The organism is Lysobacter cavernae, assembly GCF_042648505.1.
Classification (GTDB): domain Bacteria; phylum Pseudomonadota; class Gammaproteobacteria; order Xanthomonadales; family Xanthomonadaceae; genus Lysobacter_L; species Lysobacter_L cavernae.
Map to the genome: position 1 here is coordinate 932,965 of NZ_JBHRXK010000001.1, position 22,506 is coordinate 955,470.

Genomic DNA, 22,506 nt, shown 5'->3' on the forward strand with positions numbered 1-22,506 from the left:
GTCCGCCTTGCCCCGCCCGGCTGCATTTACCTGTCCGACAGCCAGGCCAGCACCTGCGCGGCCATCGTGGCCGCGTCGCGGCCGAGCAAGGGTCCGACGTGGCTGGACGACACGCGCAACAGATCGGCGCCCCAATGCGCCGCCAGCGCGACAGTCAATGCCGGCGGCGTGTCTTGGTCCTGCTGTGAGGCGATGCACAGCACCGGGCAGCGCGGCCGCTCGATCGCGATCCCGGCCTGGGCCGCGCGCAGCACCGCCCCGGACTCATCGCGCCAGCGGCGAAAGGCGAACAGCGCGGTGGCATCGTCCGCGTCTGGCAGCGCACGGCGGGTGCCGGTCAGCCGCGTATCGCGTCGCCACGGCACCCGGTCGGGCCAGTCACGCGCCGGCAGTTGCGCGGCCCACGGCGCAGGCGGCAGCGGGTTGACCAGCACCAGCGCGTCGACGGCGTCGGCGCAGGCCATCGCCAGCAACCCGCCGAGGCTGGCGCCGACCAAGGCACGCGGCCGCGGCAACGCCGCGATCGCCACGCGCACCTGGGTGCGATAGTCGTCGAACGTGGTCGCCGACAGGCCGGCGGCGGCCGGCTGCAGTTCCGGTATCGCCGCGTCGACCCCGTGCGCGGCAAACACACTGCGCCAGATATTCCACTCCCAGGCGCCTCCACCGGCACCGTGCAGCAGCACGGCCTGTTTCGGTACGGCCATCGGCAAGACGCTCCTCAACCGGTCAGGGTGGCTTCGAGGCTGATCGGTACCGCGCTCAGTGCTTTCGACACCGGGCAGTTCTTTTCGGCGTCCTGGGCAATGGCCTGGAACCTGGCCGCATCCAGGCCCGGGACGTCCGCCGTCACTTTCAAGCGAATCTGCGACAGTGAAGGCCCGCCTTCCATCGACAGGTCGACCTCGGCACGGGTGTCGAGCCGAGCCGGCGGATGCCCGGCCTCGGTCAACTTGGCCGACAGTGCCATGGTGAAGCAGCCCGCGTGCGCGGCGGCGATGAGCTCTTCCGGATTGGTGCCCTTCTCGCTGCCGAAACGGCTGTTGAAGCCGTAGCGGGTTTTTTCCAGCAGACCGCTCTGCGGCGTGCTCAGCTGGCCCTTGCCGCTCTTGAGGTCGCCTTCCCAGTGCGCGGTAGCGTGACGCGAGATACCCATGTCGAAACTCCAGGTGGTGGGGGCTCAGCCTACCGATGCGCTTGTTAGCGCCGCATGGTGCTTGACCGCCTCGCGCCCCTGCGCGAGGCTTGCCCTCCCGGCGCCACGCCGGCACCCGCCATGACCGCCCGCCGAGCGCCCACCGCTCCGGCGCGCAGCGCGGACAGCCATGACGGCCTTCCCACCCTTGCCTTCAGGGAGAAGTCCGCTCATGTCCTACAGCACAGAATCAATCCGCAACGTGGCCTTGGCAGGCCACCCCGGCGCCGGCAAAACCACGCTCTTCGAAGCCCTGCTGCAGGCCGGCGGCGCACTCCAGACGGCAGGCAGCATCGAACGGGGCAGCACCGTCTCCGACTTCGATCCGATCGAAAAGCAACGTGGCCATTCCATCGACACCGCCATCGCCAGCATCGATCACGCCACGGCACCCAACCAGACCGTCCACGTCAACCTGATCGACACCCCCGGCTACCCCGACTTCCGCGGCCCGGCGCTGTCAGCGTTGGCGGCGGTGGAAACCGTCGCGATCGTGGTCGACGCCGACCGCGGCATCGAATACGGCACGCGCCGGATGATGGAGTACGCCCGCAACCGCGGCCTGTGCCGGGTGCTGGTGGTCAACAAGATCGACCATGACGGCGCCAACAGCGCGCGCGTGCTCGATGAGCTGCGCGAGAGTTTTGGCCCCGAATGCCTGCCGCTCAATCTGCCCGCCGATGGCGGCAAACAGGTCATCGACTGCTTCAGCAGCAACACCGGCAGCACGCCGGATGGGAGCAGCGACCTCGGCCCGGTCGCCGACTGGCACCAGAAGATCATCGACCAGGTCGTCGAGATCAACGAGACGGTGATGGAGCACTACCTCGATCTCGGCGAGGGCGGCCTGTCCGGGCAGGAGCTGCACGACGCCTTCGAGCAATGCCTGCGCGAGGGTCATCTGGTGCCGGTACTGTTCTGCTCGGCGCGCAGCGGCGTCGGCGTCAAGGAACTGCTCGACGTCGCCGAGCAGTTGTTCCCGCACCCGGGCGAGGCCAATCCGCCACCCTTCGTCAAAGGCAACGGCCATGATGCGCAACAGATCGCGGCCCAACCCGACCCGAAGGCCCACGTCATCGCCGACGTGTTCAAGATCGTCAACGACCCCTTCGTCGGCAAGCTCGGCATCTTCCGCGTCTACCAGGGCACGGTGAAACGCGACAGCCAGCTGTTCGTCAACGACGGCAAGAAGCCGTTCAAGGTCGGTCATCTGTTCAAGCTCAAGGGCCGGGACCACATCGAGATCGAGCAGGCGATCCCCGGCGACATCGCCGCGATCGCCAAGGTCGACGAGCTGCATTTCGATGCGGTGCTGCACGACAGCCACGACGAGGACCAGATCCACCTCGCCCCGCTCGACTTTCCCAAGCCGATGTTCGGCCTGGCCGTGGATGCCGCGAGCAAGGGCCACGAGCAGAAGCTGTCGACCGCTCTGCACAAGCTCGCCGAAGAGGACCCCTGCTTTGCCGTCGAGCACGAGGCCGAGACCAACGAGACCGTGATCCGCGGCCTGTCCGACCTGCACCTGCGCATCAACCTGGAGCGGCTCAAGGACAAGTACGGCGTCGAGGTGAAATCGCGCCCGCCGCGCATCGCCTACCGCGAGACCGTCAGCGGCAAGGCCGAGGGCCACCATCGCCACAAGAAGCAGACCGGCGGCGCCGGCCAGTTCGGCGAGGTGTTCCTGCGCATCGAGCCGCTGCCGCGCGGCAGCGGTTTCGAGTTCGTCGACGAGGTCAAGGGCGGCACCATTCCCGGCCAATTCCTGCCCGCGGTCGAGAAAGGCGTGCGCCAGGTGCTGGGCCACGGCGCACTGGCCGGCTACCCGATGCAGGACGTGCGCGTGATCGTGTTCGACGGCAAGCACCATCCAGTCGACAGCAAGGAGGTCGCCTTCGTCACCGCCGGCAAGAAGGCCTTCCTTGATGCGATCAGCAAGGCACGGCCGCAGGTGCTGGAGCCGATCGTCGACCTCGAGGTCAACGCCCCCGAGCAGCACATGGGCGACATCAGCGGCGGCCTGGCCAGCAAGCGCGCCCGCATCAACGGCACCGACACCCTGCGCGGCAGCGAGATCCTGGTGAAGGCGCAGGTGCCGCTGTCGGAACTGGAAGGCTACGCGGCCGAGCTGAAGTCGGTGACCGCGGGCCGCGGCCGCTACTCGCTCGACTTCAGCCATTACGAGCCAGTGCCGGCGCAGATGCAGCAGAAACTGGTGGAGGCCTATAAGCCGAGGACGGAGGAGGACTGAAGCCCCCAGATCGGCCTGGATGGGTCCATGATGGCCCCGCCGCAGGTCCCGTGGGGTCCGTAGTGGGTGAGATCGCGGGGCGGATCGCGGCATCAGGATCACTCAGCAAGGGAGATGTCGATGGATGTCGTCAGTGCGTTGATCAATGCGGTTTCCGGCGCCGTCGGTGGCGGCGCGGCCGGTGCGGCGATGAAGGACAAGGGGCTCGGCGTGGCCGGCAACACCATCGTCGGCCTGCTCGGGGGCATTGGCGGTGGTGCGTTGCTGCAGAACATGGGCATGCTGGCCACCACGGCCGAGTCCGCCGGCTTCGATGTCGGTGCCTTGGCCGGCCAGGTGGTCGGCGGCGGCGTGGCCGGCGCCATCCTCACGGCGGTGATCGGTTTGGCCAAGAACGCGGCGAAACGTCCGCGCTGACGGTCCGTTCCCGCGCAGGTACCAGCCTGCGCGGGAACGCCGTCGGTCGGCCCACCTGTCCACGGCCGCTTCCACGCGCTAGCATCGCCCGGTCGCCGGCCCCCACCTGCCGACTTCGTTGCCGTTCGTAGCCATCCGTTCGAGCCGGTCTGCAACCTGGGGAGTCTGCATGGGCAAGCGTTTCTGGATTTCCGGTGCGGCACTGCCCGGGTTCATGGGGCAGCCACTGCCCGCCGGCCCAGCGCACACGCAATTACTCTTCGATACCGCCGCCATGCCGATCCCCGGCGTGCTGGCGGCGTATCAAAACCCGCGTCCGGCCCACGGCTGAGGTCGCGCGCACTTTTGTCCTGTTCATGCGGCGCGGGTATCGTGCGGGCATCCCCGTGGAGCCCTGTATGAACCCGCGCCGCTCTTTTCTCCGCCTCGCCACGGTCGCCGTCATCGGCCTGACCCTGGTCGGCTGCACCACCGTCGGCGCCCTGCTCGGCAACGACGTCACCTTCACTGCGGCGCAGTTGCAGCACTCGCTCAACCGCAATTTCCCCAAGCACTACGACAAGCTCGGCGGCCTGGTGTCGCTGACGCTGATGAACCCGCGGCTGTCGATTCCGCCGAACTCGAACCGGCTGCGCGTGGACTTCGACGTCGGCCTCGGCGCGCTCGGCAGCGACAGCAGCCAGCCGACCGGCCGTTTCGCGCTGACCAGCGCGCTGCGCTTCGATCCGACCACGCACGGCCTTCACCTGCAGGACCCGGTGATCGAGAATGTCGACGTGCCGGCGCTGGGCGGCGTGATGAACGCCAGCTCGCGCGCGCTGCTCAACTCCTGGCTCGGCGATTACGCGCGGCAGGAGCCGGTATACCGCTTCGACAACAGCCTGCTCGACAAACTGGGGGCGCGCCGCATCGGCACGACGCAGATCGAGAACGGCGTAGTCGTCGTCCATCTGGATCAGTGACCTGGATCAGTGACATGTTCTGTGCACGAGTGCTGTTGAGTTCCCTCGCCATCGCCACGCTGCTGGCGGCCTGCAGCGGCGACAAACCGTCCGGCGCCGCCAACGACGCCGGCACCGGCGCACTGCCCGCCCCGGAAGGCGCCCGCGGTGGCGTGACCGGCATGCCGGACCAACCCGGCCCGGGCCAGATCGGCCCGCCGCCCGCGGCGCTGCCGCCGCAGGTGGCGCTCGACGATCAAGGCAATCCGATCCTGCCGCCGGACGACGGCACCGCAGCCGCCACCGGCGACACCCCGCCGGCCGAAACCCAAGGCGACGCGCCCAGCGTGACCGACGAACCGACACCGCAGGACGCCGTCGCCGTGGTGCGCGAGTACTACGCCGCGATCAACCGCCGCGATTACGCCCGCGCCTACGCACTGTGGTCGGACGGCGGCCGCGCCAGCGGCCAGAGCCCGCAGCAATTCGCCGGTGGCTTCGTCGACACCGCGGGCGTCTCGGTGGAGATCATGGCGCCGGGGGCTGTCGATGCCGGTGCCGGCTCGCGCTTCATCGAGGTGCCGGTGGCCCTGACCGCCACCCAGGGCGATGGCAGCCCGCGCAAGTACGTCGGCGCCTACACCCTGCGCCGCGCCGTGGTCGACGGCGCCAGCGCCGAACAGCGCGCCTGGAGGATCGGTACGGCCGATATCCGCGAAGTGAAGCCCTGACCGCATGACCAGTGCATGCGCGGCCGCGTTCGATGCCGGACAGGCACCGCGTGTCGTACTCGACACCAATGCCTGCCTCGACCTGTTCGTGTTCCGCGATCCGCGCGTGGCCGCCCTGCTGACGGCGCTTCAAACCGGCGACGTCATCGCGGTCACCGACCGCGACTGCCGTGAGGAATGGTTGCGCGTGCTGGCTTACCCGCAGTTGCAGCTCTACCAAGCCGCGCAGACCGCGGCTCGTGAGGCGTTCGATGCGCTGGTGCACTGCCTGCAGGACGTGGCCCCGGAGCCCGCATCCTGCCCGCTGCCGCGTTGCGCCGATCCGGACGACCAGAAATTCCTTGAGCTCGCGCTTGCCTCAGGCGCACGCTGGCTGCTCAGCCGCGACGACGCGCTGCTACGGCTGGGCAGGCGCACGCAGCGCGCCGGCCTGTTCGAGATCCTGCATCCACGCAGTTGGGCGGCCTTGCGCGAACTGCGTGACTGAGGACACGGCTGCCCCGCCGCACCACCGGCTCAGATCTCGAAACGATAACTGAGCTTGACCATCAGTTGCTCGTCGTCGCGCAGCTCCAGGCTGTCGCGCAAGGCTTCGCCCGCCTCCTCGGAGAACGGCTCCTGCTCGTAGCCGCCACGCCCGTACACCACGTACAGGTACGACAGCGGCGCCAGCTCATAGCGGTAGCGGATCTGGAAGCCGAGGTTGCGCACGCTGAAGTCGTCGACGGGATCGCTGCTGGCGATGGCGTTGCCCGTGCCATCGACCCGATAGGCCTGGTGCAGGCGCGCGTCCAGACCGACGGCCTGCAGCTTCACCCGCAGTTCCTGCTTGCTGCTGATGGTCCAATCCATGCCCGCGCTGACCTGGAGCATGTCCTCGTCGAAGCTGCCGATCAGGTTGTCGTGCTGCCAGACCAGCCAGTCCGGCACGCGCTCGTAATAGGCACCAGCGTAGACACTGAAGGCATCGTTGATGAAATACGTCGGCACGAACTCGACGTCGAAGCCGATCTTGTCGTTGCCCGCCAGGCCTCCGCTGAACACGTTGGCGTCCAGCTCCCACGACCAGTCGCCCTTGCGCGGGCGGTCGTACTCGTAGGTGGCGATGAAGTTCGTGGGTTTGTCGACCACGCCGTTGCCGCGCAGCAACAGGTCGTCGACCCCGGAGCTGTTGATGTTGATTTGCGCGTACTCGGAGCTGCCGTCGCGCACCTTGCTCTGCCGGCTGATGCGCAGTTGGCGCTGCAGGCGGTCGCCGTGGTCGTTGTCGGTGCCGCTGATGCGCCAGCGCCAATCCTTGGAGGAATAGCGCGAGTCCGCCGGCAGGTCGGTGAAGCGACGCATCACCTGCCAGTTGAGGTAGTTGGTGCTGTTGCGCGACAGGTAGCCGAAGTCGTTGAGCTGCAGGTCGTTGCCGAAGTGCATCGCCAGCCACTGCTGGCGCCAGCCGTCGTCCATCTCGTAGTTGACCCACACCGTGGCGCCGGAGTCGCGGGTCGTTTCGCTGTCCTGGTCGATCTGGCTGCCGATCAGACGCGTCTCCACACTGACGCGATCGGTCGGCCGCCAGTTGTGGTCGACGCCGGCCACGGTCGCTTCGCGATCCAAGTAGGGGCGATCAACGCGGGTCAGCATTGCACCGAGATTCTGCGTGTCGAAGTCACGCACCAGGCGCAAGGCGCTGAACGTGCGGCCGACCTCGTCCGCCTCCTCGGCGGCGAACACGCCGTACTTGGTCGCGCCGAAGCTGCCGTTGAGCTTGACCGCCCCGATGATGTCACCGGCGCCGTTGCGGTCGTCGGCCGGGCCACCGACACGGCGCGTGTACAGCAGTTGGCTGTAGTCGGACGGTGTGGTGAACTCGAAGATGCCCTGGTTCTCGGTGAAGAACGGGCGCTTGTCGCTGATGAAGGTCTCGGTGGCGCTGAAGTTGATGACCAGATCGTCGCTTTCGACCTGGCCGAAGTCGGGATTGAGCGTAGCCGACAGCTGGAAGCGGCCGTTGGGCTTCCAGAAGATGTCGGCGCCGCCGTCGAAATCACTGTCGCCGCCGATGTTGTCGTACAGCCCTGACACATACGGAGTGACCGCCAGCAGCGACTGGCTGTACTGCGGCATCTGCACCGGTGCGAAATCGGACAGGAAGCGCGGCCGCTCGAAGCTGGCGGCAGGCCAGGCCGAACGCTCGCCGGTCGAGCCGATCACGCGGTCCAGATACAGCTTGACCGTGCGCTGCCCGTTCTCGCCATCGCGCATCGGCGCGATGTACCAGGGGATCAGCATCTCGACCGACCAGCCAGTCTCGTCCTCGCTCACCGCGTGGCGCCAGTTGCCGTCCCAGTCGTCGTTGAACTGGGTTTCGTTGGTGACGACCGCGTCGGCGATGCCGCCGGTCGAGGCCACGGTGAAGTTGTAGCCGGTGCGGCCGTCGCCATCGAAGTCGACGATCAGGTTGACGCGGTCGACCTGCGCCTCGAAGTCGCGCTGCACTTTCTGGCGGGTGCGCGGCACGCTCGCCGGCTGCTCGTTGCGGAAGGCAATCGCCAGACCCTCCGGCGTCGCCAGCACCCAGGCCTGCGTCGACAGCGTGCCGGGGGCCTGCGTCAACGGCTGCACCTGGCGGAAGTCGGCGAGCTGGCGCGCCCCCTGCCACTCGCTCGGGTCGATGCGGCCGTCGATCTCGACCGCCATCGCGGGACAGGACAGGGCGGTCAGGATGGCAAGGGTCAGCGGAGCGCGCATCGCGGGTCTCGTAAAGCCGGGGACACCAGCTCTCGGCCGCCGCGACACGCCTTGCACAGGCGATTCAACCGGCGATCCGTGCTGGAACTAGCTCCGGCACGCACTTCATTGCCCGAGCGACGCGCAGCCTAGCGGTATCGGCGCGAACCACCGACTGGCGGAAGTCATGGCAACCAAACGATCCCTGCCTGCATCGCAAGCAGGTGACCGGTCTATTGCATGTGCCAGCCGTGGCTGACCACGATGCTCTGCCCGGTCAGCGCGGCACTCGGGAATTCGGCCAGGAAGCGCACGGTCCGGGCCACGTCCTCGACGGTGGTGAACACGCCGTCGACGGTGTTGCCAAGCATCACCTTGCCGATGACCTCGTCCTCGCTGATGCCCAGCTCGCGGGCCTGCTCGGGAATCTGCCTGTCGACCAGCGGCGTGCGCACGAACCCCGGGCAGACGACATGACTGCGCACGCCGCGACGGCCGCCCTCTTTCGCCAGCGTGCGCGCCAGGCCGAGCAGGCCGTGCTTGGCGGTGACGTAGGCCGACTTCAACGGCGAGGCCTGGTGCGAATGCACCGAGCCCATGTAGATCACCACGCCGCCGCGGCTGTTGCCGGAGCCGTCGTCGCGGTACATGTGCAGCAAGGCGGCCTTGGTGGTCAGGAAGGCGCCGTCGAGGTGGATCGCCAGCATCTTCTTCCAGTCGGCGTAGGCGAACTGTTCGATCGGGTTGACGATCTGGATGCCGGCGTTGGACACCAGCACGTCGAGGCCACCGAAGCGCTGCACCACCGCTTCGATACCGGCATTGACCGCGGCTTCGTCGGTGACGTCCATGGCCAGGCCCAGCGCGCGGCCACCGGCCTGCTCGATCTGCGCGGCGACGGCCTGCGCGCCGTCGTGGTTGAGATCGGCGATCGCGACCGCGGCGCCGGCGCGGGCCAGCTCGAACGCGATCTCCTTGCCGATGCCGCTGGCCGCGCCTGTGACGACCGCGACCTTGCCTTCCATCGAACTCATGGGGAACTCCTGCCTGGACGGACCGTGCCATGGTAGTCGGCGCGGATGACCGCAGTGTCGCGCCCGGCCCGGGCGGCACCATTGCCCATTGGTGCATTACCCGTTGGCGCATTGCCCGCTGCGCGCTCCGCATCGGGCACGTGCCATTGATACGGGTGATCAGTCCTTCTTGGACTTCTTCTTGTCCTTGGCCTTCTTTTCTTTCTTGTCCTTCTTTTTCTTCTTGGACTTCTTGTCCTTCTTCGGCTGCAGCATGGTGCCGGTGCAGTCCTCGGCGCCGCAGCGGCACTCCCAGATCTTCTTCAGCTCCTTGGTGTGCTTCTCGGCCAGGCTGATGCCGTAGTTGTAGGACAACTCCTCACCCGGTGCGATGACGCGGATCGCCTCGATGAACACCTTGTCCTTGCGGCGGTCGTCGCCGTCGTCCTCTTCCAGTACCGCCTCGCAGTTGGGTGCGCAGCTGTGGTTGATCCAGCGCGCGGTGCTGCCCTCGAAATTGGCATCGATCACGTACTCGTCGTTGAGCGTGAACAGGAAGGTGTGGCCAGAGTCCACGTCGCCGCTGTCACCGGCGTCGACCTCCTCGTGGGTGCGGCGGCGGCCCTTGTATTCGATGACACGTTCGCCCTTGGCGATCGGGGCGACGACGAACACGCCGTTGCCGTGAATGGCGGAACGACGGGCGACAATCTTGCGCGGCATGCAGGCTTCCGAAGTCTGGGAGGAGTTCGCCGCCATTTTGACCCGGATCGATGGGCCACCGCCACGACGGCTGTCCGGTTGACCCCGCGCAACGCGTTGGCGTGTTCTCCCTTGACGACGCGCGCACGATGAAAACACGCCCCTCCAAAAGCACGCTCCTCCCTTCCTTCCTGGTCGGCTGTGCCGCGCTGGCCGTCGGCGCCTGCCAACGCGACGGCGCGGCACCGGCTGCAGTGGCGACCCCTATCACCAGTACGTCCGCCAGCACGTCCAGCAGCCCGGCCGACCTGGTCGCCCGTGGCGAATACCTGATCCGCATCGCCGGCTGCAATGACTGCCATACCGCGGGCTACGCCGAAGCCCAGGGCAAGACCGACAAGTCGCAATGGCTGACCGGATCGCCACTGGGCTACAAGGGCCCCTGGGGCACGACCTACGCCGCCAACCTGCGGCAGACCCTGGCCGCCATGGATGAGGCCCAGTGGCTGGACTACAGCGCCAAGCTGAGGACGCGCCCGATCATGCCGGACTTCGCCGTGCGCGCGATGAGCGTCGAGGACCGCCGCGCGCTCTACCACTTCATCAAGTCGCTGGGCCCGGGTGGCGGCCCCGCGCCCGGGTACCTGCCGCCCGGGCAGCCGCCGCCGGCGCCCTATTTCGAGCTGATGCTGCCTGGGCCGCCTCCCGCCACCGCGGCAGTCCCGGCCGCGGCCATGCCCGGCACCTGAACCTTGATTGGCACGCGCTTGGCCGGAGCGGCCCGAAACCGTACAATTCCGGTACGGATTCACCCCCCGGCCAAACGCCATGCTCCGCGTCACCAAGCTCACCGACTACGCGACGGTCGTCATGACCGTCCTGGCCCACCATTCCGACGCAGTGCTCAGCGCGTCAGAACTGGCCGAGCGCGCCGGTCTGGAGCCCCCGACCGTCAGCAAGCTGCTCAAGCCGCTGGCCCAGGCCGGACTGGTCGAGGGTTTCCGTGGCACCAACGGCGGCTACCGCCTGATGCGCCCGGCCGACGAGATCGGCCTGCTCGAAATCGTGATCGCCATGGAAGGGCCGCTCGGCATGACCGAGTGCAGCGTCCATGCCGGCAACTGCGGCATCGAGCAATCCTGCGGCGTGCGCGCCAACTGGCGCCGCATCAACGACGTGGTGATCGACGCCCTGCGCGGCGTCACGCTGGCGCAGATGCTGGCACCACCCCCACCTCCCGAACCAACGGCCAAGCGCATCGACCTGCGCCTGGCCAACGCGTAGCGGGCCGCGCCCGCCATGCAACAACGAATCCTGTAGGCAGCCCGATGGCCACCGAAGTAATCGAAAACCGAGAGATCCACGAGCAGCTTGGCCGCAAGTACGAGGCCGGCTTCGTCACGGACATCGAATCCGACAGCCTGCCGCCGGGCCTCAACGAGGACATCATCCGCGCGCTCTCGGCCAAGAAAGACGAGCCGGAATGGATGACCGACTGGCGCCTGGCCGCCTACCGGCATTTTCTGACCATGCCGATGCCGCACTGGGCCAAGCTCAACATCGCCCCGATCGACTTGCAGGCGCTGAGCTACTACTCCGCGCCCAAGGCCAAGTACGCCTCACTCGACGAAGTGCCGCAGGAGCTGCTCGACACCTACGAGAAGCTCGGCGTGCCGCTGCACGAACGCGCCAAGCTGGCCGGCGTCGCGGTGGATGCGGTGTTCGACTCGGTCTCCGTCGGCACCACTTTCCGCAAGGAACTGGCCGAGAAGGGCGTCATCTTCTGCTCGCTGTCCGAGGCGATCCACGACCACCCGGAGCTGGTGAAGCAGTACCTGGGCAGCGTCGTGCCGACCGGCGACAACTACTTCGCCGCGCTCAACTCGGCGGTGTTCTCCGACGGCAGCTTCGTGTTCATCCCCAAGGGCGTGCGCTGCCCGATGGAGCTGAGCACCTACTTCCGCATCAACGCGATGAACACCGGCCAGTTCGAGCGCACCCTGATCATCGCCGAGGAAGGCAGCTACGTCTCGTACCTGGAAGGCTGCACCGCGCCGATGCGCGACGAGAACCAGCTGCATGCGGCGGTGGTCGAGCTGATCGCGCTGGACGATGCCGAGATCAAGTACTCGACGGTGCAGAACTGGTACCCGGGTGACGAGAATGGCGTCGGTGGCATCTACAACTTCGTCACCAAGCGTGGTGAATGCCGCGGCGCGCGCTCGAAGATCTCCTGGACCCAGGTCGAGACCGGCTCGGCGATCACCTGGAAGTACCCGTCGTGCGTGCTGCTCGGCGACGACTCGACCGGCGAGTTCTATTCGGTCGCGCTCACGCACCACCGCCAGCAGGCCGACACCGGCACCAAGATGATCCACGTCGGCAAGCGCACAAAGAGCAAGATCATCAGCAAGGGCATCAGCGCCGGCCGCGGCCAGAACACCTACCGCGGTCTGGTCAAGGTGCTCGGCGGCGCCGAGGGTGCGCGCAACCACACCCAGTGCGACAGCCTGCTGATCGGCAAAAAATGCGGCGCCCACACCTTTCCGTACATCGAGGTCAAGCATCCGACCGCGACCGTCGAGCACGAGGCGACCACGTCGAAGATCAGCGACGACCAGCTGTTCTATTGTCGCAGCCGCGGTATCGGTGTGGAGGACGCGGTGTCGATGATCGTCGACGGCTTCTGCAAGTCGGTATTCCGCGAGCTGCCGATGGAATTCGCGGTGGAAGCCAAGAAGCTGCTGGAAGTGAGCCTGGAAGGCTCGGTGGGTTGATCAGATATTCCCTTCTCCCTCCGGGGGAAGGTGCCCGAAGGGCGGATGGGGGTGCGGCGGAGTCATGAGCGCCTGAGCCATGGCGGCTTCGCCGAACCCTCACCCCAACCCCTCTCCCGCCGGGAGAGGGGCTCAAACACCGGAAATACCGAACATGCTGAAGATCGACAACCTCCACGTCTCCGTTGCCGGCAAGGAAATCCTCAAGGGCCTGTCGCTGGAACTGCAGCCCGGCCAGGTGCACGCCATCATGGGCCCCAACGGTGCCGGCAAGTCCACGCTCGGCAATGTCCTGGCCGGCCGCGAAGGTTACGAGGTGACCGCCGGCACGGTGACGTTCAACGGCCAGGACCTGCTCGCGCTGGAACCGGAAGAACGCGCCGCCACCGGCGTGTTCCTGGCGTTCCAGTACCCGGTCGAAATCCCCGGCGTGAACAACACCTACTTCCTGCGCACCGCGCTCAACGCCCAGCGCAAGGCGCGCGGCGAGAGCGAGCTCGACTCGATGCAGTTCCTCAAGCGCGTGCGCGAGAAACTGGCCGTGCTGCACCTGAAGGACGATCTGCTCAACCGCGGCGTCAACGAAGGCTTCAGCGGTGGCGAGAAGAAGCGCAACGAGATATTCCAGATGGCGGTGCTGGAGCCGAAGCTGGCGATCCTTGACGAAACCGACAGCGGCCTCGACATCGACGCCCTCAAGAACGTCGCCGAGGGCGTCAACGCGCTGCGCTCGCCCGATCGCGCGTTCCTGATCATCACCCACTACCAGCGCCTGCTCGACTACATCCGGCCCGACGTGGTGCACGTGCTGGCCGACGGCCGCATCGTCGAGACCGGCGGACCGGAACTGGCGCTGGAATTGGAGCAGCACGGCTACGCGTGGATCAAGGAGCGCATCGCCCCGGAGGCAGCAGCGTGATCGGTGGACCGCTTCTTCCGGCCGCTGCAATTGCCCGTCATTCCCGCGTAGGCGGGTTGCCTTATCGTGCCGTCGAAGACGGCCATCCATGGACGTTGCTGTTCATCGACCTCAGGAACGAACGCCCATGGGTCCCCGCCTTCGCGGGGATGACGTCTGCAATAGTCAGCGAGGCATCGCGATGAGCGCCCTGCTCGACTCCTTCGCGACCGCCTTCGACACGCTCGCCGCGCGCGAGGCTGCCGGCCTGGGCGAAAGCCGCAAGGCCGCGCTCGACGCGGCGCTGCGCGATGGCATCCCGCACGCGCGGGTGGAGGCCTGGAAGTACACGCCGCTGCGCTCGCTCGAACGGCGCCGCTTCGCCGCTGCGGACAACAGTGTGCCCGCCTTCGATACGGCGCTGCTCGCCGACATCCCGGCGCCGCGCATCGTTTTCGTCAACGGTCGCCTTGATGCCGCCCACAGCGACAGCCGCGGGTTGCCGGCGGGCATCACGCTGCAACCGTTGTCGCAGGTGCTCAGCGATGGCGCCGCGCGCGATGCAAATTTTCTCGCCCGCAAATTCGACCGTGCCGATGAAATTTTCGCCCGCGTCAACGCCGCTCTCGCCGACGACGGCGTCGTGCTGCGCGCCGAGGCCGGTGCTCAGGCCTCTCAACCGATCCACCTGGTCTTCATCGGCACCGCCAGCGGTGCCGATCGCGCCTGGCACCTGCGCCACCTGATCGAACTTCGCGAAGGCGCGTCGCTGACCGTGGTCGAGCACCAGCTTGGCGCAGGCGCGCACAACCACCTGGCCAATGCCGTGATGCATGTGCACCTGGATGCTAATGCGTCGCTTCGGCATGCGCGTGTACAAGACGAGGCCAGCACCGCCACGCTCATGTCCCGCACCGACGCAGTGCTGGCGAAACAGGCCGATTACAAGCGCCTGGATCTCGAGCTCGGCGCCGGCCTGTCGCGCCACGAACTCAACGTCGCCCTGCACGGCGACGGCGGGCGCCTGCACGCCAACGGTGTCCTGCTCGCCACCGGCAAGCGCCATCTCGACACTCGCCTGGGCATCGACCATGTCGGTCGCGCCAGCAGTTGCGATCTGACCTGGCGCGGCCTCGGCGCCAGCCGTGGCAAGGCCGCCTTCCACGGCGGCATCACGATCCGCGAAGGCGCCGACGGCACCGCCGCCAACCTGTCGAACAAGAACCTTCTGCTCAGCGAGGGCGCCGAGATCGACACCCAGCCGGTGCTGGAGATCCACGCCGACGAGGTGCAGGCCGCGCACGGCGCCACGGTCGGCCAACTCGATGCGACCGCGCTGTTCTACCTGCGCAGCCGGGGTGTACCGGCCGAACAGGCACGCGCCCTGCTGACCGCCGCCTTCTGCCGCGAAACGCTGTCCGTATTCGAGGACGCCGCGCTGCGCGAGTCGCTGACTGCCCGCCTGAATGCCGCGCTGACGCAGTTGGAGACGACATGAACGCCTCGCTCGACACCGCCATCGACTGGGCCCAGGTCCGCGCCGACTTCCCATTGCTGACCCGCCAGGTCCACGGCAAGCAGCTGATCTACTTCGACTCGGCCAACACCGGGCAGAAGCCGGAGTCGGTGATCGCCGCAGTCGACGATTTCTATCGCCATCACAATGCCAACGTCAGCCGCGCCGTGCACGCGCTGGGTACCGAAGCCACGGACGCCTACGAAGGCGCGCGCAACAAGCTGGCGAAGTTCCTCAACGTGCGCGGCGACGAGCTGGTGCTGTGCAGCGGCACCACCTTCGCGCTCAACCTGGTCGCTTATTCATGGGCGCTGCCGCGGTTGCAGCCGGGCGATGCCATCGTGCTGACGCGCATGGAACATCACGCCAACATCGTGCCGTGGCAGTTGGTGGCGCAGCGCACCGGCGCGACGATCAAAGTCGCCGAACTCAACGAGCGCGGCGAGCTCGATCTGCCGCAGTTGTATTCGTTGCTCACCGCCGAAGTGAAGCTGCTGTCGCTGACCCACGTCTCGAACGTGCTCGGTACCGTCAACCCGGTGCGCGAGATCTGCCGCGAGGCCCGCAAGCGTGGCATTGTCACTGCCGTCGACGGTTCGCAGGCAGCGCCGCATCGCGCGCTTGATATCAGCGCCATCGGCTGCGACTTCTACGCCATCACCGGCCACAAGATGAGCGGCCCGACCGGCACCGGCGCGCTGTGGGCGCGGCGCGAGCACCTGGCCGCAATGCCGCCGTTCATCGGCGGTGGCGAGATGATCAAGGAGGTACGCTTCGAAGGCACCGTCTTCAACGACCCGCCGCACAAGTTCGAGGCTGGCACTCCCAACATCGCCGGCTTCATCGGTCTCGGCGCGGCTGTGGATTACCTGTCCGCCCTGGGCATGCATCACGTCGAGGCGCGCGAGCAGGCCCTGCTGGCGCACGCCACCGAGGAACTGTCGAAAGTCGAAGGCCTGCGCATCTTCGGCCGTCCCGCTGACAAGGCGGCGGTGATCAGCTTCCTGGTCGAGGGCGCGCATGCGCACGACCTGGCGACCTTGCTCGACCTGGAGGGCGTGGCGATCCGTTCCGGCCATCACTGCGCGCACCCGCTAATGCAACACTTCGGTGTGCCGGCCACCTGCCGCGCCTCGCTGGCTTTCTACAACACGCACGACGAGGTCGAGGCCTTCGTTGCGGCCCTGCGCAAGGTTCGTAAACTGCTGGCATGAGCACACCGATCGAATCGGCCAGCGCGCCGCCCATCCAGTTCCGCAACGCCACCCACGCCGATATCGACGCGTTGGTGGCACTGGTCGAATCGGCCTACCGCGGCGATGTCAGCAAGCAGGGATGGACCACCGAGGCCGACCTGCTCGGCGGCCGCCGCACCGGTGCCGACGACATCCAGGCCTGCATCGATCGCCCGCACAGCGTGATCCTGCTGGCCGAGCGCAGTGGCGCCGATGGCCATGGCGAACTGCTCGCCTGTGCCCATATCGCGATCGAAGACGGCGCCGGCTATTTCGGCATGTTCTCGGTGCGCCCGACCCAGCAAGGCGGTGGCATCGGCAAGATCGTCCTCGCGCGGGCCGAGTGCATCGCACACGAGGACTGGGGCCTGGCGGCGATGCGCATGACCGTGATCGACGTGCGCGAGGAACTGATTGCGTTCTACGAGCGCCGCGGCTACCACCGCACCGGCATCAAGAAGCCCTTCCCTTATGGTGACGAGCGCTTCGGCCAACCCAAGCGCGATGACCTGCAGTTCGAGGTGTTGGAGAAGGCGCTGTGAACGAGGCCTGGGTTTTCGTCTGCGCCACCTCGCAGCTGTTGCCCGGCGAATCGACCGTGGCCTGGGACGGCGACACGCCGATCCTGGTGGTCAACTACGACGGCGACTACTACGCCCTCGAGGACAAGTGCTCGCACGAGGACTACGAGCTCTCGGCCGGCACCTACGACGGCGAGGAAGCCACCGTCGAATGCGTGCTGCACGGCGCCAGGTTCGACGTGCGCGACGGCCGCCCGCTGTGTGCGCCGGCCTACGAGCCGGTGCCCCGTTTTCCGGTCAAGGTCGAAGACGGCGGCGTCTGGACCCGCGACGACCGCACTTGATCCGCTTCTAGAAGGCTCTTCAAGGAATTCCTGATCGTTCCTGTGACCGGCCCCGGCTTTGCCGGGATGGTCAGCCAGCCCGATCGCGTCCGGCTCTCGTTGAAAATGCGAATCGATCTCATTAACATTGCTGATTGAAGCGGCCGCCGGCCGCACCAATGCTCTGTTTCGGGGATTCCATGGCCAACAGGAAGTTTGTCGTCTCGCCGCTCGCCGGCGCCCTTGCCCTCATCCTCAGCGCGACCGTGCTGGCCGACCCGGTCGGTGAGCCGATGCAGGCCACCGACCTGGACAAGGTCGAAGTCCACGGCCAGCACGTCGAGAAGCCCAGCTCGGTGAAGTACACCGAGCCGCTGCTGGACACGCCGCAGACGATCACCGTGGTCACCAAGGACGTGATGGACGAGCAGGGCCTGCTGTCGCTGCGCGACGTGCTGAGCACCCTGCCCGGCATCACCTTCGGTGCCGGCGAAGGCGGCGGCGGCTACGGCGACAGCATCACCCTGCGCGGCTTCAACGCCAACAGCGACATCACCTCCGACAGCGTGCGCGACAGCGCCCAGTACAGCCGCACCGACACCTTCAACACCGAGGCACTGGAGCTGATCAACGGCGCCAACTCGGTGTACTCGGGTGCCGGCTCGGTTGGCGGCAACATCAACCTGGTCAGCAAGGCCGCGCGCGAAGGCGACTTCACCGTGCTGCAGGCCGGTGTCGGCACCGACAGCTACGGCCGCATCACCGTCGACAGCAATACCGACTTCGACAACGGCACGGCGTTCCGCATCAGCGCGATGGCGCACCAGAACGACGCCCCGGGTCGCGACTACGAGAATTTCGAACGTTGGGGCATCGCTCCGTCGGTGGCGTTCGGCCTGGGCTCCGACACCCGCTTCACGTTGAGCTATTTCCACCAGAGCGACGACAACATTCCGCAGTACGGCGTGCCGTATTTCAGCACTTTTGGTGGGCCGCTGCCGGGCGTCGACCCGAGCAACTACTACGGTTACCACAACATCGACCAGCAGGAGATCGATGTCGACATGCTGACCGGCGTGTTCGAGCACGACTTCAGCGACCGCACGACGCTGCGCAGCCTGGCGCGCTTCCAGCAGGTCGACCAGCTCAGCATCGTCGACGCCCCGCAGGGTACCTGGTGCCTGGACAGCGGCATCAACCCGGCTACCGGCGCGCCGTGCGCGCGCGGCGCCGTGCCGGGCACCGGCCTGATCACGGCGACCGGTCCACATGGCCATTCCCGCGATACCCGCAACGCCATCGCGATCAGCCAGACCGACCTGACCACGCGCTTCAATACCGGCACGGTCGAGCATGCGCTGGTCGCCGGCGTGTCGTTCTCGCACGAAACCTTCAACCTCGACAGCGGCGCCGTCCTGCGCACCGCCAATGGAACGCCGGCGATATTGCCGCCAGTCAGCATCGCCGACCCGGACTCGTTCTACACCGGCCCGCGCAATTTCTTCCTGACCGGTCGCAGCGAAGGCACCCTGGACAACCAGGCGGTCTACGTCTTCGACACGCTCAAGTTCAACGAGCAGTGGATGCTCAACCTCGGTGCGCGCTACGAGCACAACGAGGGCGACAGCGTCAGTTGGAACGTCAAGACCTTCAGCGCCGCGCCGGGAGCCGATAACAGCAACATCGGCACGGTCCTCGGCCGCGCGCCCGTGGCCACCAACGAGGACGACCTGTTCTCCTACCGCGCCGGCCTGGTGTTCAAGCCGGCCGAGAACGGCTCGATCTACCTGTCGTACGCCAACAGCAAGACGCCGTCGAAGGCCTCGGTCAACGGTTCGTGCACGCTCACCAGCACCACCGGCACCGCCAACTGCAGCGCCGACCCGGAATCGGCGGTCAACATCGAGCTGGGCACCAAGTGGGACGTGCTGGACAACCTGGCCGTGACCGCCGCGGTGTTCCGCAACGACCGCGAGAACTACAAGGTGTCCGACCCGGGCAATCCGGCCAACCCGTCCGGCGAGCAGCAGCTCGACGGCGAGGCGCGCGTGGATGGCGTGTCGCTGGGCGTGGCCGGCCACATCACCCACGCCTGGTCGGTCTTTGCCAACGTGACCTACCTCGACAGCAAGGTCCTGCAGGGCGTGTCCGATAACTGCCTGGCCAATCCGAGCGCCGCCTGCGGCAACACGCCGGCCAACCCGGACCCGCTCGAGGGCCGGCCGATCAGCGGCACGCCGGAACGCGCGGGCAGCCTGTGGACCACCTACGACTGGAACCGTTGGAGCTTCGGCTACGGCATCACCTATCAGAGCGGCTACGCGTACTACACCGGCACCGGCTCCAATGCCGGCGACATCAAGGGCTACACCAGCCACCGCGCGATGGTCGGCTACGAGATCAGCGATCGCCTCAGCCTGCAGCTCAACGCCAACAACCTGTTCGACAAGGAGTACTACATCCGCGTGCGCAACAACGGCTGGGCGACACCGGGCGATGCCCGCTCGGTGGTGCTGAGCGCCGCCTACAGGTTCTAATCCGGACTCCGCCGTCCACGCGCCGCCCGCTCCGCCGGGCGGCGCACCGAGAGAAGACGATGCTGCTGCAGGTACCGCAAGTCCTCACCGCCGACCAGGTCGCGCATTGCCGCGAGCGGCTGGCGCAGGCCGCCTGGACCGATGGCCGGATCACCGCCGGCCACCAGTCGGCCCTGGCCAAGGACAACGCGCAGTTGCCGGAAAACGACCCGGTCGCGCGCGAGCTGGGTGCGCTGATCCTCGATGCGTTGGCGCGCAACACCACGTTCTTCTCGGCAGCGCTGCCGCAACGCATCTACCCGCCGTTGTTCAACCGCTACGGCGGCGGCCAGTCGTTCGGCTTCCACGTCGACAACGCGGTGCGCTACGACCGCAGCCGCGGCGGCGCCGAGGCGATCCGCACCGACCTTTCGGCGACCTTGTTCCTGAGTGCGCCGGAAGACTACGACGGTGGCGAGCTGATCATCGAGGACACCTACGGCGCGCAACGGGTCAAGCTGGCCGCCGGCGACCTGCTCCTCTACCCCGGCACCAGCCTGCACAAGGTCACGCCGGTCACGCGCGGCGAGCGCGTCGCGTCGTTCTTCTGGATCCAGAGTCTGCTGCGCGAGGTGTACCACAACCTGCTGCGGCGCTGGGCCGAGACCTGATCGGACCGCATCGCATGGCCCCCGCCTCTTCCTCCACCGATATCGCCAGCCGCCAGCAACGCCGCGGTTTCTGGCTGCGCACACTACACCACTGGCACTGGATCAGCTCGGCGATCTGCCTGGTCGGCATGCTGGTGTTCGCCGCCACCGGCATCACGCTCAACCATTCGGCGGCGATCGAGGCCAAGCCGGTGGTGATCAACGAAACCGCGCAAGTGCCCGCGTCCGTGCTGCGCGCGCTCGGCAAGCGCGAGGAAGGCAACGCACCGCTGCCCGGCACGGTCAGCGCGTGGCTCAACGACGAGCTCGCGGTGTCGATCGGTTCGCAGGCAGCGGAATGGTCGGCCGACGAGATTTATCTGTCGCTGCCGCGTCCGGGCGGCGACGCCTGGCTCAGCATCGACCGCTCCAGCGGCGCGGTCGAATACGAAAGCACTTCGCGCGGCGCCATCGCCTACCTCAACGACCTGCACAAGGGCCGCAACGCCGGCGCCGCCTGGCGCTGGTTCATCGACGTGTTCGCCGTGGCCTGCCTGGTGTTCTGCATCACCGGGCTGTTCCTGCTGCAGATGCACGCGCGCCAGCGGCGCATGACCTGGCCCTACGTTGGCCTGGGCCTGGTGCTGCCGGTGCTGCTGGTACTGATCTTCATTCATTGACTCCCATCGAAACGACGCTCCGGAGACCCCCATGCGTGTGCAACTGACCATCGCCCTGAGCGGCCTGCTGGCCCTGCCGGCCTATTCGGCCGAGATCAACCTCAACCTGCAGATCCCGCAGCTCAACGTCGCCGAGTACCACCGCCCGTACGTGGCGATCTGGGTCGAGGGTGCCGATCAGAAGGCGCTGGCCAACCTGGCCGTGTGGTACCAGCAGAAGTCGACAGCCGAAGGCCACGGCACCAAGTGGCTGCCCGACCTGCGCCAGTGGTGGCGCCGCAGCGGCCGCACGCTGAAGGTGCCGGTCGACGGCGTCACCGGCCCGACCCGTCCGGTTGGCCAGCACGCGCTGAAGTTCACCGACCGGCATCCGGAACTGGCCAAGCTGCCGGCCGGTGACTACACCCTGGTCGTGGAAGCCGCGCGCGAAGTCGGCGGCCGCGAACTGCTGAAGATCCCGCTCAAGTGGGGCGGCGCCGGCAGCGGACGTGCCCAGGGCACCAGTGAACTCGGCCTGGTCACGCTGGCCAGCAAGCCCTGACCCCTCTCTTACCTAACGCCCCCCTCATCGGAGCTCCACCATGAAACCTTCCCTCAAGCTCGCCGCGCTGACCCTGGCGCTGTCCCTGCCGTTCGCCGCCCAGGCCCACAAGGCCTGGCTGCAGCCGTCACAGACCGTGCTGGCCGGCAACAACCCGTGGGTGACCGTCGATGCGGCGGTGTCCAATGACCTGTTCTACTTCAACCACGTGCCGCTGAAGACCGACAACCTGCGCATCACCGCGCCCGACGGCAGTGCGGTCACTCCCCAGAACAGCGCCACCGGCAAGTACCGCACGGTGTTTGACGTCGAGCTCAAGCAGACCGGCACCTACAAGATTGGCGTGGTCAACAACTACGTCACCGGCAGCTGGGAAGAGAACGGCCAGCCCAAGCGCTGGCGCGGCACCGAGGCAACCTTCGCCACGGAGGTGCCGAAGAACGCCAAGAACCTGCAAGTGGCCCAGTCGGTGAGCCGCGTGGAGACCTATGTCACCAACGGCTCGCCCAGCGAGGCCGCGCTCAAGTCCAGCGGCGTGGGCCTGGAGCTGGTGCCGGTGACGCATCCCAACGACCTGTTCGCCGGTGAGGAAGCGAAGTTCCGCTTCCAGATCGACGGCAAGCCGGCGGCGAACCTGGACATCGAGATCGTCCGCGGCGGTACGCGCTACCGCAACGCGCAGGACGAGATAAAGGTGAAGACGAATGCCAGCGGCGAGTTCAGCGTGACCTGGCCGGAAGCCGGCATGTACTGGCTGGAAGCCAACACCGAGGACCACAAGACCACGGTGAAACAGGCCAAGCAGCGCCGCCTGGGCTACGTCGCCACGCTGGAAGTGTTGCCGCAGTAATCCGGTCGCCGCGTTGTCCGCTCCTGCC

General features: G+C 67.2%; 23 protein-coding genes and 1 pseudogene. 19 read left to right on the top strand and 5 right to left on the bottom strand.

Annotated elements, in window-relative coordinates:
- Positions 1–26: 26 nt before the first annotated feature.
- A complete protein-coding gene (locus ACFOLC_RS03950; protein WP_386757706.1) occupies positions 27–707 on the bottom strand; it encodes an alpha/beta hydrolase in 681 nt (226 codons plus the stop codon).
- A 14-nt stretch (positions 708–721) separates the two neighbouring features.
- Positions 722–1,156, bottom strand: coding sequence for an OsmC family protein (locus tag ACFOLC_RS03955; protein WP_386757708.1), 435 nt, complete (start codon positions 1,154–1,156; stop codon positions 722–724).
- Positions 1,157–1,367: 211 nt separating this feature from the next.
- Between ACFOLC_RS03955 and fusA the strand changes: the two genes are divergently transcribed.
- The 6 genes from fusA (at position 1,368) to ACFOLC_RS03985 (ending at position 6,022) form a co-directional block, all read left to right on the top strand.
- On the top strand, positions 1,368–3,446 hold the full coding sequence (gene fusA / locus ACFOLC_RS03960; RefSeq protein WP_386757710.1) for an elongation factor G: 2,079 nt from the start codon (positions 1,368–1,370) through the stop codon (positions 3,444–3,446).
- A gap of 120 nt (positions 3,447–3,566) precedes the next feature.
- Positions 3,567–3,863: a hypothetical protein gene (locus tag ACFOLC_RS03965; RefSeq protein ID WP_386757712.1), complete on the top strand. Its 297-nt coding sequence runs from the start codon at positions 3,567–3,569 to the stop codon at positions 3,861–3,863.
- Positions 3,864–4,032: 169 nt separating this feature from the next.
- The gene (locus ACFOLC_RS03970; RefSeq protein WP_386757714.1) at positions 4,033–4,194 is read left to right on the top strand and encodes a hypothetical protein; all 162 of its coding nucleotides are present in this window, start codon (positions 4,033–4,035) and stop codon (positions 4,192–4,194) included.
- A gap of 67 nt (positions 4,195–4,261) precedes the next feature.
- A complete protein-coding gene (locus ACFOLC_RS03975) occupies positions 4,262–4,825 on the top strand; it encodes a DUF1439 domain-containing protein (protein WP_386757716.1) in 564 nt (187 codons plus the stop codon).
- A 35-nt stretch (positions 4,826–4,860) separates the two neighbouring features.
- Positions 4,861–5,535, top strand: a complete 675-nt coding sequence (locus tag ACFOLC_RS03980) for a hypothetical protein (protein ID WP_386757718.1) — start codon at positions 4,861–4,863, stop codon at positions 5,533–5,535.
- A 4-nt stretch (positions 5,536–5,539) separates the two neighbouring features.
- Positions 5,540–6,022 carry a putative toxin-antitoxin system toxin component, PIN family gene (locus tag ACFOLC_RS03985; RefSeq protein ID WP_386757720.1) on the top strand — a complete coding sequence of 161 codons (483 nt, stop codon included), beginning with the start codon at positions 5,540–5,542 and terminating at the stop codon, positions 6,020–6,022.
- 29 nt (positions 6,023–6,051) lie between these two features.
- Here the strand turns inward: ACFOLC_RS03985 and ACFOLC_RS03990 are convergent, their stop codons facing one another.
- The 3 genes and pseudogenes from ACFOLC_RS03990 to ACFOLC_RS04000 all read right to left on the bottom strand — a co-directional run.
- Positions 6,052–8,277 (bottom strand): DUF5916 domain-containing protein, encoded by a 2,226-nt coding sequence (locus tag ACFOLC_RS03990; protein ID WP_386757722.1) that lies wholly within the window; start codon positions 8,275–8,277, stop codon positions 6,052–6,054.
- Positions 8,278–8,489: 212 nt separating this feature from the next.
- On the bottom strand, positions 8,490–9,290 hold the full coding sequence (locus ACFOLC_RS03995) for a 3-hydroxybutyrate dehydrogenase (RefSeq protein WP_386757724.1): 801 nt from the start codon (positions 9,288–9,290) through the stop codon (positions 8,490–8,492).
- Between the two features lie 237 nt (positions 9,291–9,527).
- Positions 9,528–9,992 (bottom strand): annotated as a pseudogene (locus tag ACFOLC_RS04000) (SET domain-containing protein); the annotation flags it as partial.
- A gap of 128 nt (positions 9,993–10,120) precedes the next feature.
- Between ACFOLC_RS04000 and ACFOLC_RS04005 the strand changes: the two are divergent.
- The 13 genes from ACFOLC_RS04005 to ACFOLC_RS04065 all read left to right on the top strand — a co-directional run bounded on the left by ACFOLC_RS04005 (position 10,121) and on the right by ACFOLC_RS04065 (position 22,478).
- Positions 10,121–10,720, top strand: coding sequence for a c-type cytochrome (locus tag ACFOLC_RS04005; protein WP_386757726.1), 600 nt, complete (start codon positions 10,121–10,123; stop codon positions 10,718–10,720).
- A gap of 79 nt (positions 10,721–10,799) precedes the next feature.
- On the top strand, positions 10,800–11,255 hold the full coding sequence (locus ACFOLC_RS04010) for an SUF system Fe-S cluster assembly regulator (protein ID WP_386757728.1): 456 nt from the start codon (positions 10,800–10,802) through the stop codon (positions 11,253–11,255).
- Between the two features lie 44 nt (positions 11,256–11,299).
- The gene (sufB, locus tag ACFOLC_RS04015) at positions 11,300–12,748 is read left to right on the top strand and encodes a Fe-S cluster assembly protein SufB (RefSeq protein WP_386757730.1); all 1,449 of its coding nucleotides are present in this window, start codon (positions 11,300–11,302) and stop codon (positions 12,746–12,748) included.
- Positions 12,749–12,902: 154 nt separating this feature from the next.
- Positions 12,903–13,667 (top strand): Fe-S cluster assembly ATPase SufC, encoded by a 765-nt coding sequence (gene sufC / locus ACFOLC_RS04020; RefSeq protein WP_386757732.1) that lies wholly within the window; start codon positions 12,903–12,905, stop codon positions 13,665–13,667.
- Between the two features lie 181 nt (positions 13,668–13,848).
- Positions 13,849–15,144 carry a Fe-S cluster assembly protein SufD gene (gene sufD, locus ACFOLC_RS04025; RefSeq protein ID WP_386757734.1) on the top strand — a complete coding sequence of 432 codons (1,296 nt, stop codon included), beginning with the start codon at positions 13,849–13,851 and terminating at the stop codon, positions 15,142–15,144.
- A complete protein-coding gene (locus ACFOLC_RS04030) occupies positions 15,141–16,376 on the top strand; it encodes a cysteine desulfurase (RefSeq protein WP_386757736.1) in 1,236 nt (411 codons plus the stop codon). The genes sufD and ACFOLC_RS04030 overlap by 4 nt, the downstream gene beginning before the upstream one ends.
- Positions 16,373–16,939: a GNAT family N-acetyltransferase gene (locus ACFOLC_RS04035; protein WP_386757738.1), complete on the top strand. Its 567-nt coding sequence runs from the start codon at positions 16,373–16,375 to the stop codon at positions 16,937–16,939. Before ACFOLC_RS04030 ends, ACFOLC_RS04035 begins: the two co-directional genes overlap by 4 nt.
- Positions 16,936–17,262: a Rieske (2Fe-2S) protein gene (locus tag ACFOLC_RS04040; protein WP_386757740.1), complete on the top strand. Its 327-nt coding sequence runs from the start codon at positions 16,936–16,938 to the stop codon at positions 17,260–17,262. Before ACFOLC_RS04035 ends, ACFOLC_RS04040 begins: the two co-directional genes overlap by 4 nt.
- Positions 17,263–17,441: 179 nt before the next feature.
- A complete protein-coding gene (locus ACFOLC_RS04045) occupies positions 17,442–19,778 on the top strand; it encodes a TonB-dependent receptor (RefSeq protein ID WP_386757742.1) in 2,337 nt (778 codons plus the stop codon).
- Between the two features lie 59 nt (positions 19,779–19,837).
- A complete protein-coding gene (locus ACFOLC_RS04050) occupies positions 19,838–20,428 on the top strand; it encodes a Fe2+-dependent dioxygenase (protein WP_386757744.1) in 591 nt (196 codons plus the stop codon).
- A gap of 14 nt (positions 20,429–20,442) precedes the next feature.
- Positions 20,443–21,087 (top strand): PepSY-associated TM helix domain-containing protein, encoded by a 645-nt coding sequence (locus tag ACFOLC_RS04055; RefSeq protein ID WP_386757746.1) that lies wholly within the window; start codon positions 20,443–20,445, stop codon positions 21,085–21,087.
- Between the two features lie 31 nt (positions 21,088–21,118).
- A complete protein-coding gene (locus ACFOLC_RS04060; RefSeq protein ID WP_386757748.1) occupies positions 21,119–21,628 on the top strand; it encodes a DUF2271 domain-containing protein in 510 nt (169 codons plus the stop codon).
- Positions 21,629–21,668: 40 nt separating this feature from the next.
- Entirely contained in the window at positions 21,669–22,478 is an 810-nt protein-coding gene (locus ACFOLC_RS04065) for a DUF4198 domain-containing protein (protein WP_386757750.1), read from the top strand.
- The last annotated feature ends 28 nt before the right edge of the window (positions 22,479–22,506 follow it).

Coding starts and splice junctions, on each gene's coding strand:
- ACFOLC_RS03950 (WP_386757706.1), bottom strand. CDS start 707: ATGGCCGTACCGAAACAGGCCGTGCTGCTGCACGGTGCCGGTGGAGGC.
- ACFOLC_RS03955 (WP_386757708.1), bottom strand. CDS start 1,156: ATGGGTATCTCGCGTCACGCTACCGCGCACTGGGAAGGCGACCTCAAG.
- fusA (WP_386757710.1), top strand. CDS start 1,368: ATGTCCTACAGCACAGAATCAATCCGCAACGTGGCCTTGGCAGGCCAC.
- ACFOLC_RS03965 (WP_386757712.1), top strand. CDS start 3,567: ATGGATGTCGTCAGTGCGTTGATCAATGCGGTTTCCGGCGCCGTCGGT.
- ACFOLC_RS03970 (WP_386757714.1), top strand. CDS start 4,033: ATGGGCAAGCGTTTCTGGATTTCCGGTGCGGCACTGCCCGGGTTCATG.
- ACFOLC_RS03975 (WP_386757716.1), top strand. CDS start 4,262: ATGAACCCGCGCCGCTCTTTTCTCCGCCTCGCCACGGTCGCCGTCATC.
- ACFOLC_RS03985 (WP_386757720.1), top strand. CDS start 5,540: ATGACCAGTGCATGCGCGGCCGCGTTCGATGCCGGACAGGCACCGCGT.
- ACFOLC_RS03990 (WP_386757722.1), bottom strand. CDS start 8,277: ATGCGCGCTCCGCTGACCCTTGCCATCCTGACCGCCCTGTCCTGTCCC.
- ACFOLC_RS03995 (WP_386757724.1), bottom strand. CDS start 9,290: ATGAGTTCGATGGAAGGCAAGGTCGCGGTCGTCACAGGCGCGGCCAGC.
- ACFOLC_RS04005 (WP_386757726.1), top strand. CDS start 10,121: ATGAAAACACGCCCCTCCAAAAGCACGCTCCTCCCTTCCTTCCTGGTC.
- ACFOLC_RS04010 (WP_386757728.1), top strand. CDS start 10,800: ATGCTCCGCGTCACCAAGCTCACCGACTACGCGACGGTCGTCATGACC.
- sufB (WP_386757730.1), top strand. CDS start 11,300: ATGGCCACCGAAGTAATCGAAAACCGAGAGATCCACGAGCAGCTTGGC.
- sufC (WP_386757732.1), top strand. CDS start 12,903: ATGCTGAAGATCGACAACCTCCACGTCTCCGTTGCCGGCAAGGAAATC.
- sufD (WP_386757734.1), top strand. CDS start 13,849: ATGAGCGCCCTGCTCGACTCCTTCGCGACCGCCTTCGACACGCTCGCC.
- ACFOLC_RS04030 (WP_386757736.1), top strand. CDS start 15,141: ATGAACGCCTCGCTCGACACCGCCATCGACTGGGCCCAGGTCCGCGCC.
- ACFOLC_RS04035 (WP_386757738.1), top strand. CDS start 16,373: ATGAGCACACCGATCGAATCGGCCAGCGCGCCGCCCATCCAGTTCCGC.
- ACFOLC_RS04045 (WP_386757742.1), top strand. CDS start 17,442: ATGGCCAACAGGAAGTTTGTCGTCTCGCCGCTCGCCGGCGCCCTTGCC.
- ACFOLC_RS04050 (WP_386757744.1), top strand. CDS start 19,838: ATGCTGCTGCAGGTACCGCAAGTCCTCACCGCCGACCAGGTCGCGCAT.
- ACFOLC_RS04055 (WP_386757746.1), top strand. CDS start 20,443: ATGGCCCCCGCCTCTTCCTCCACCGATATCGCCAGCCGCCAGCAACGC.
- ACFOLC_RS04060 (WP_386757748.1), top strand. CDS start 21,119: ATGCGTGTGCAACTGACCATCGCCCTGAGCGGCCTGCTGGCCCTGCCG.
- ACFOLC_RS04065 (WP_386757750.1), top strand. CDS start 21,669: ATGAAACCTTCCCTCAAGCTCGCCGCGCTGACCCTGGCGCTGTCCCTG.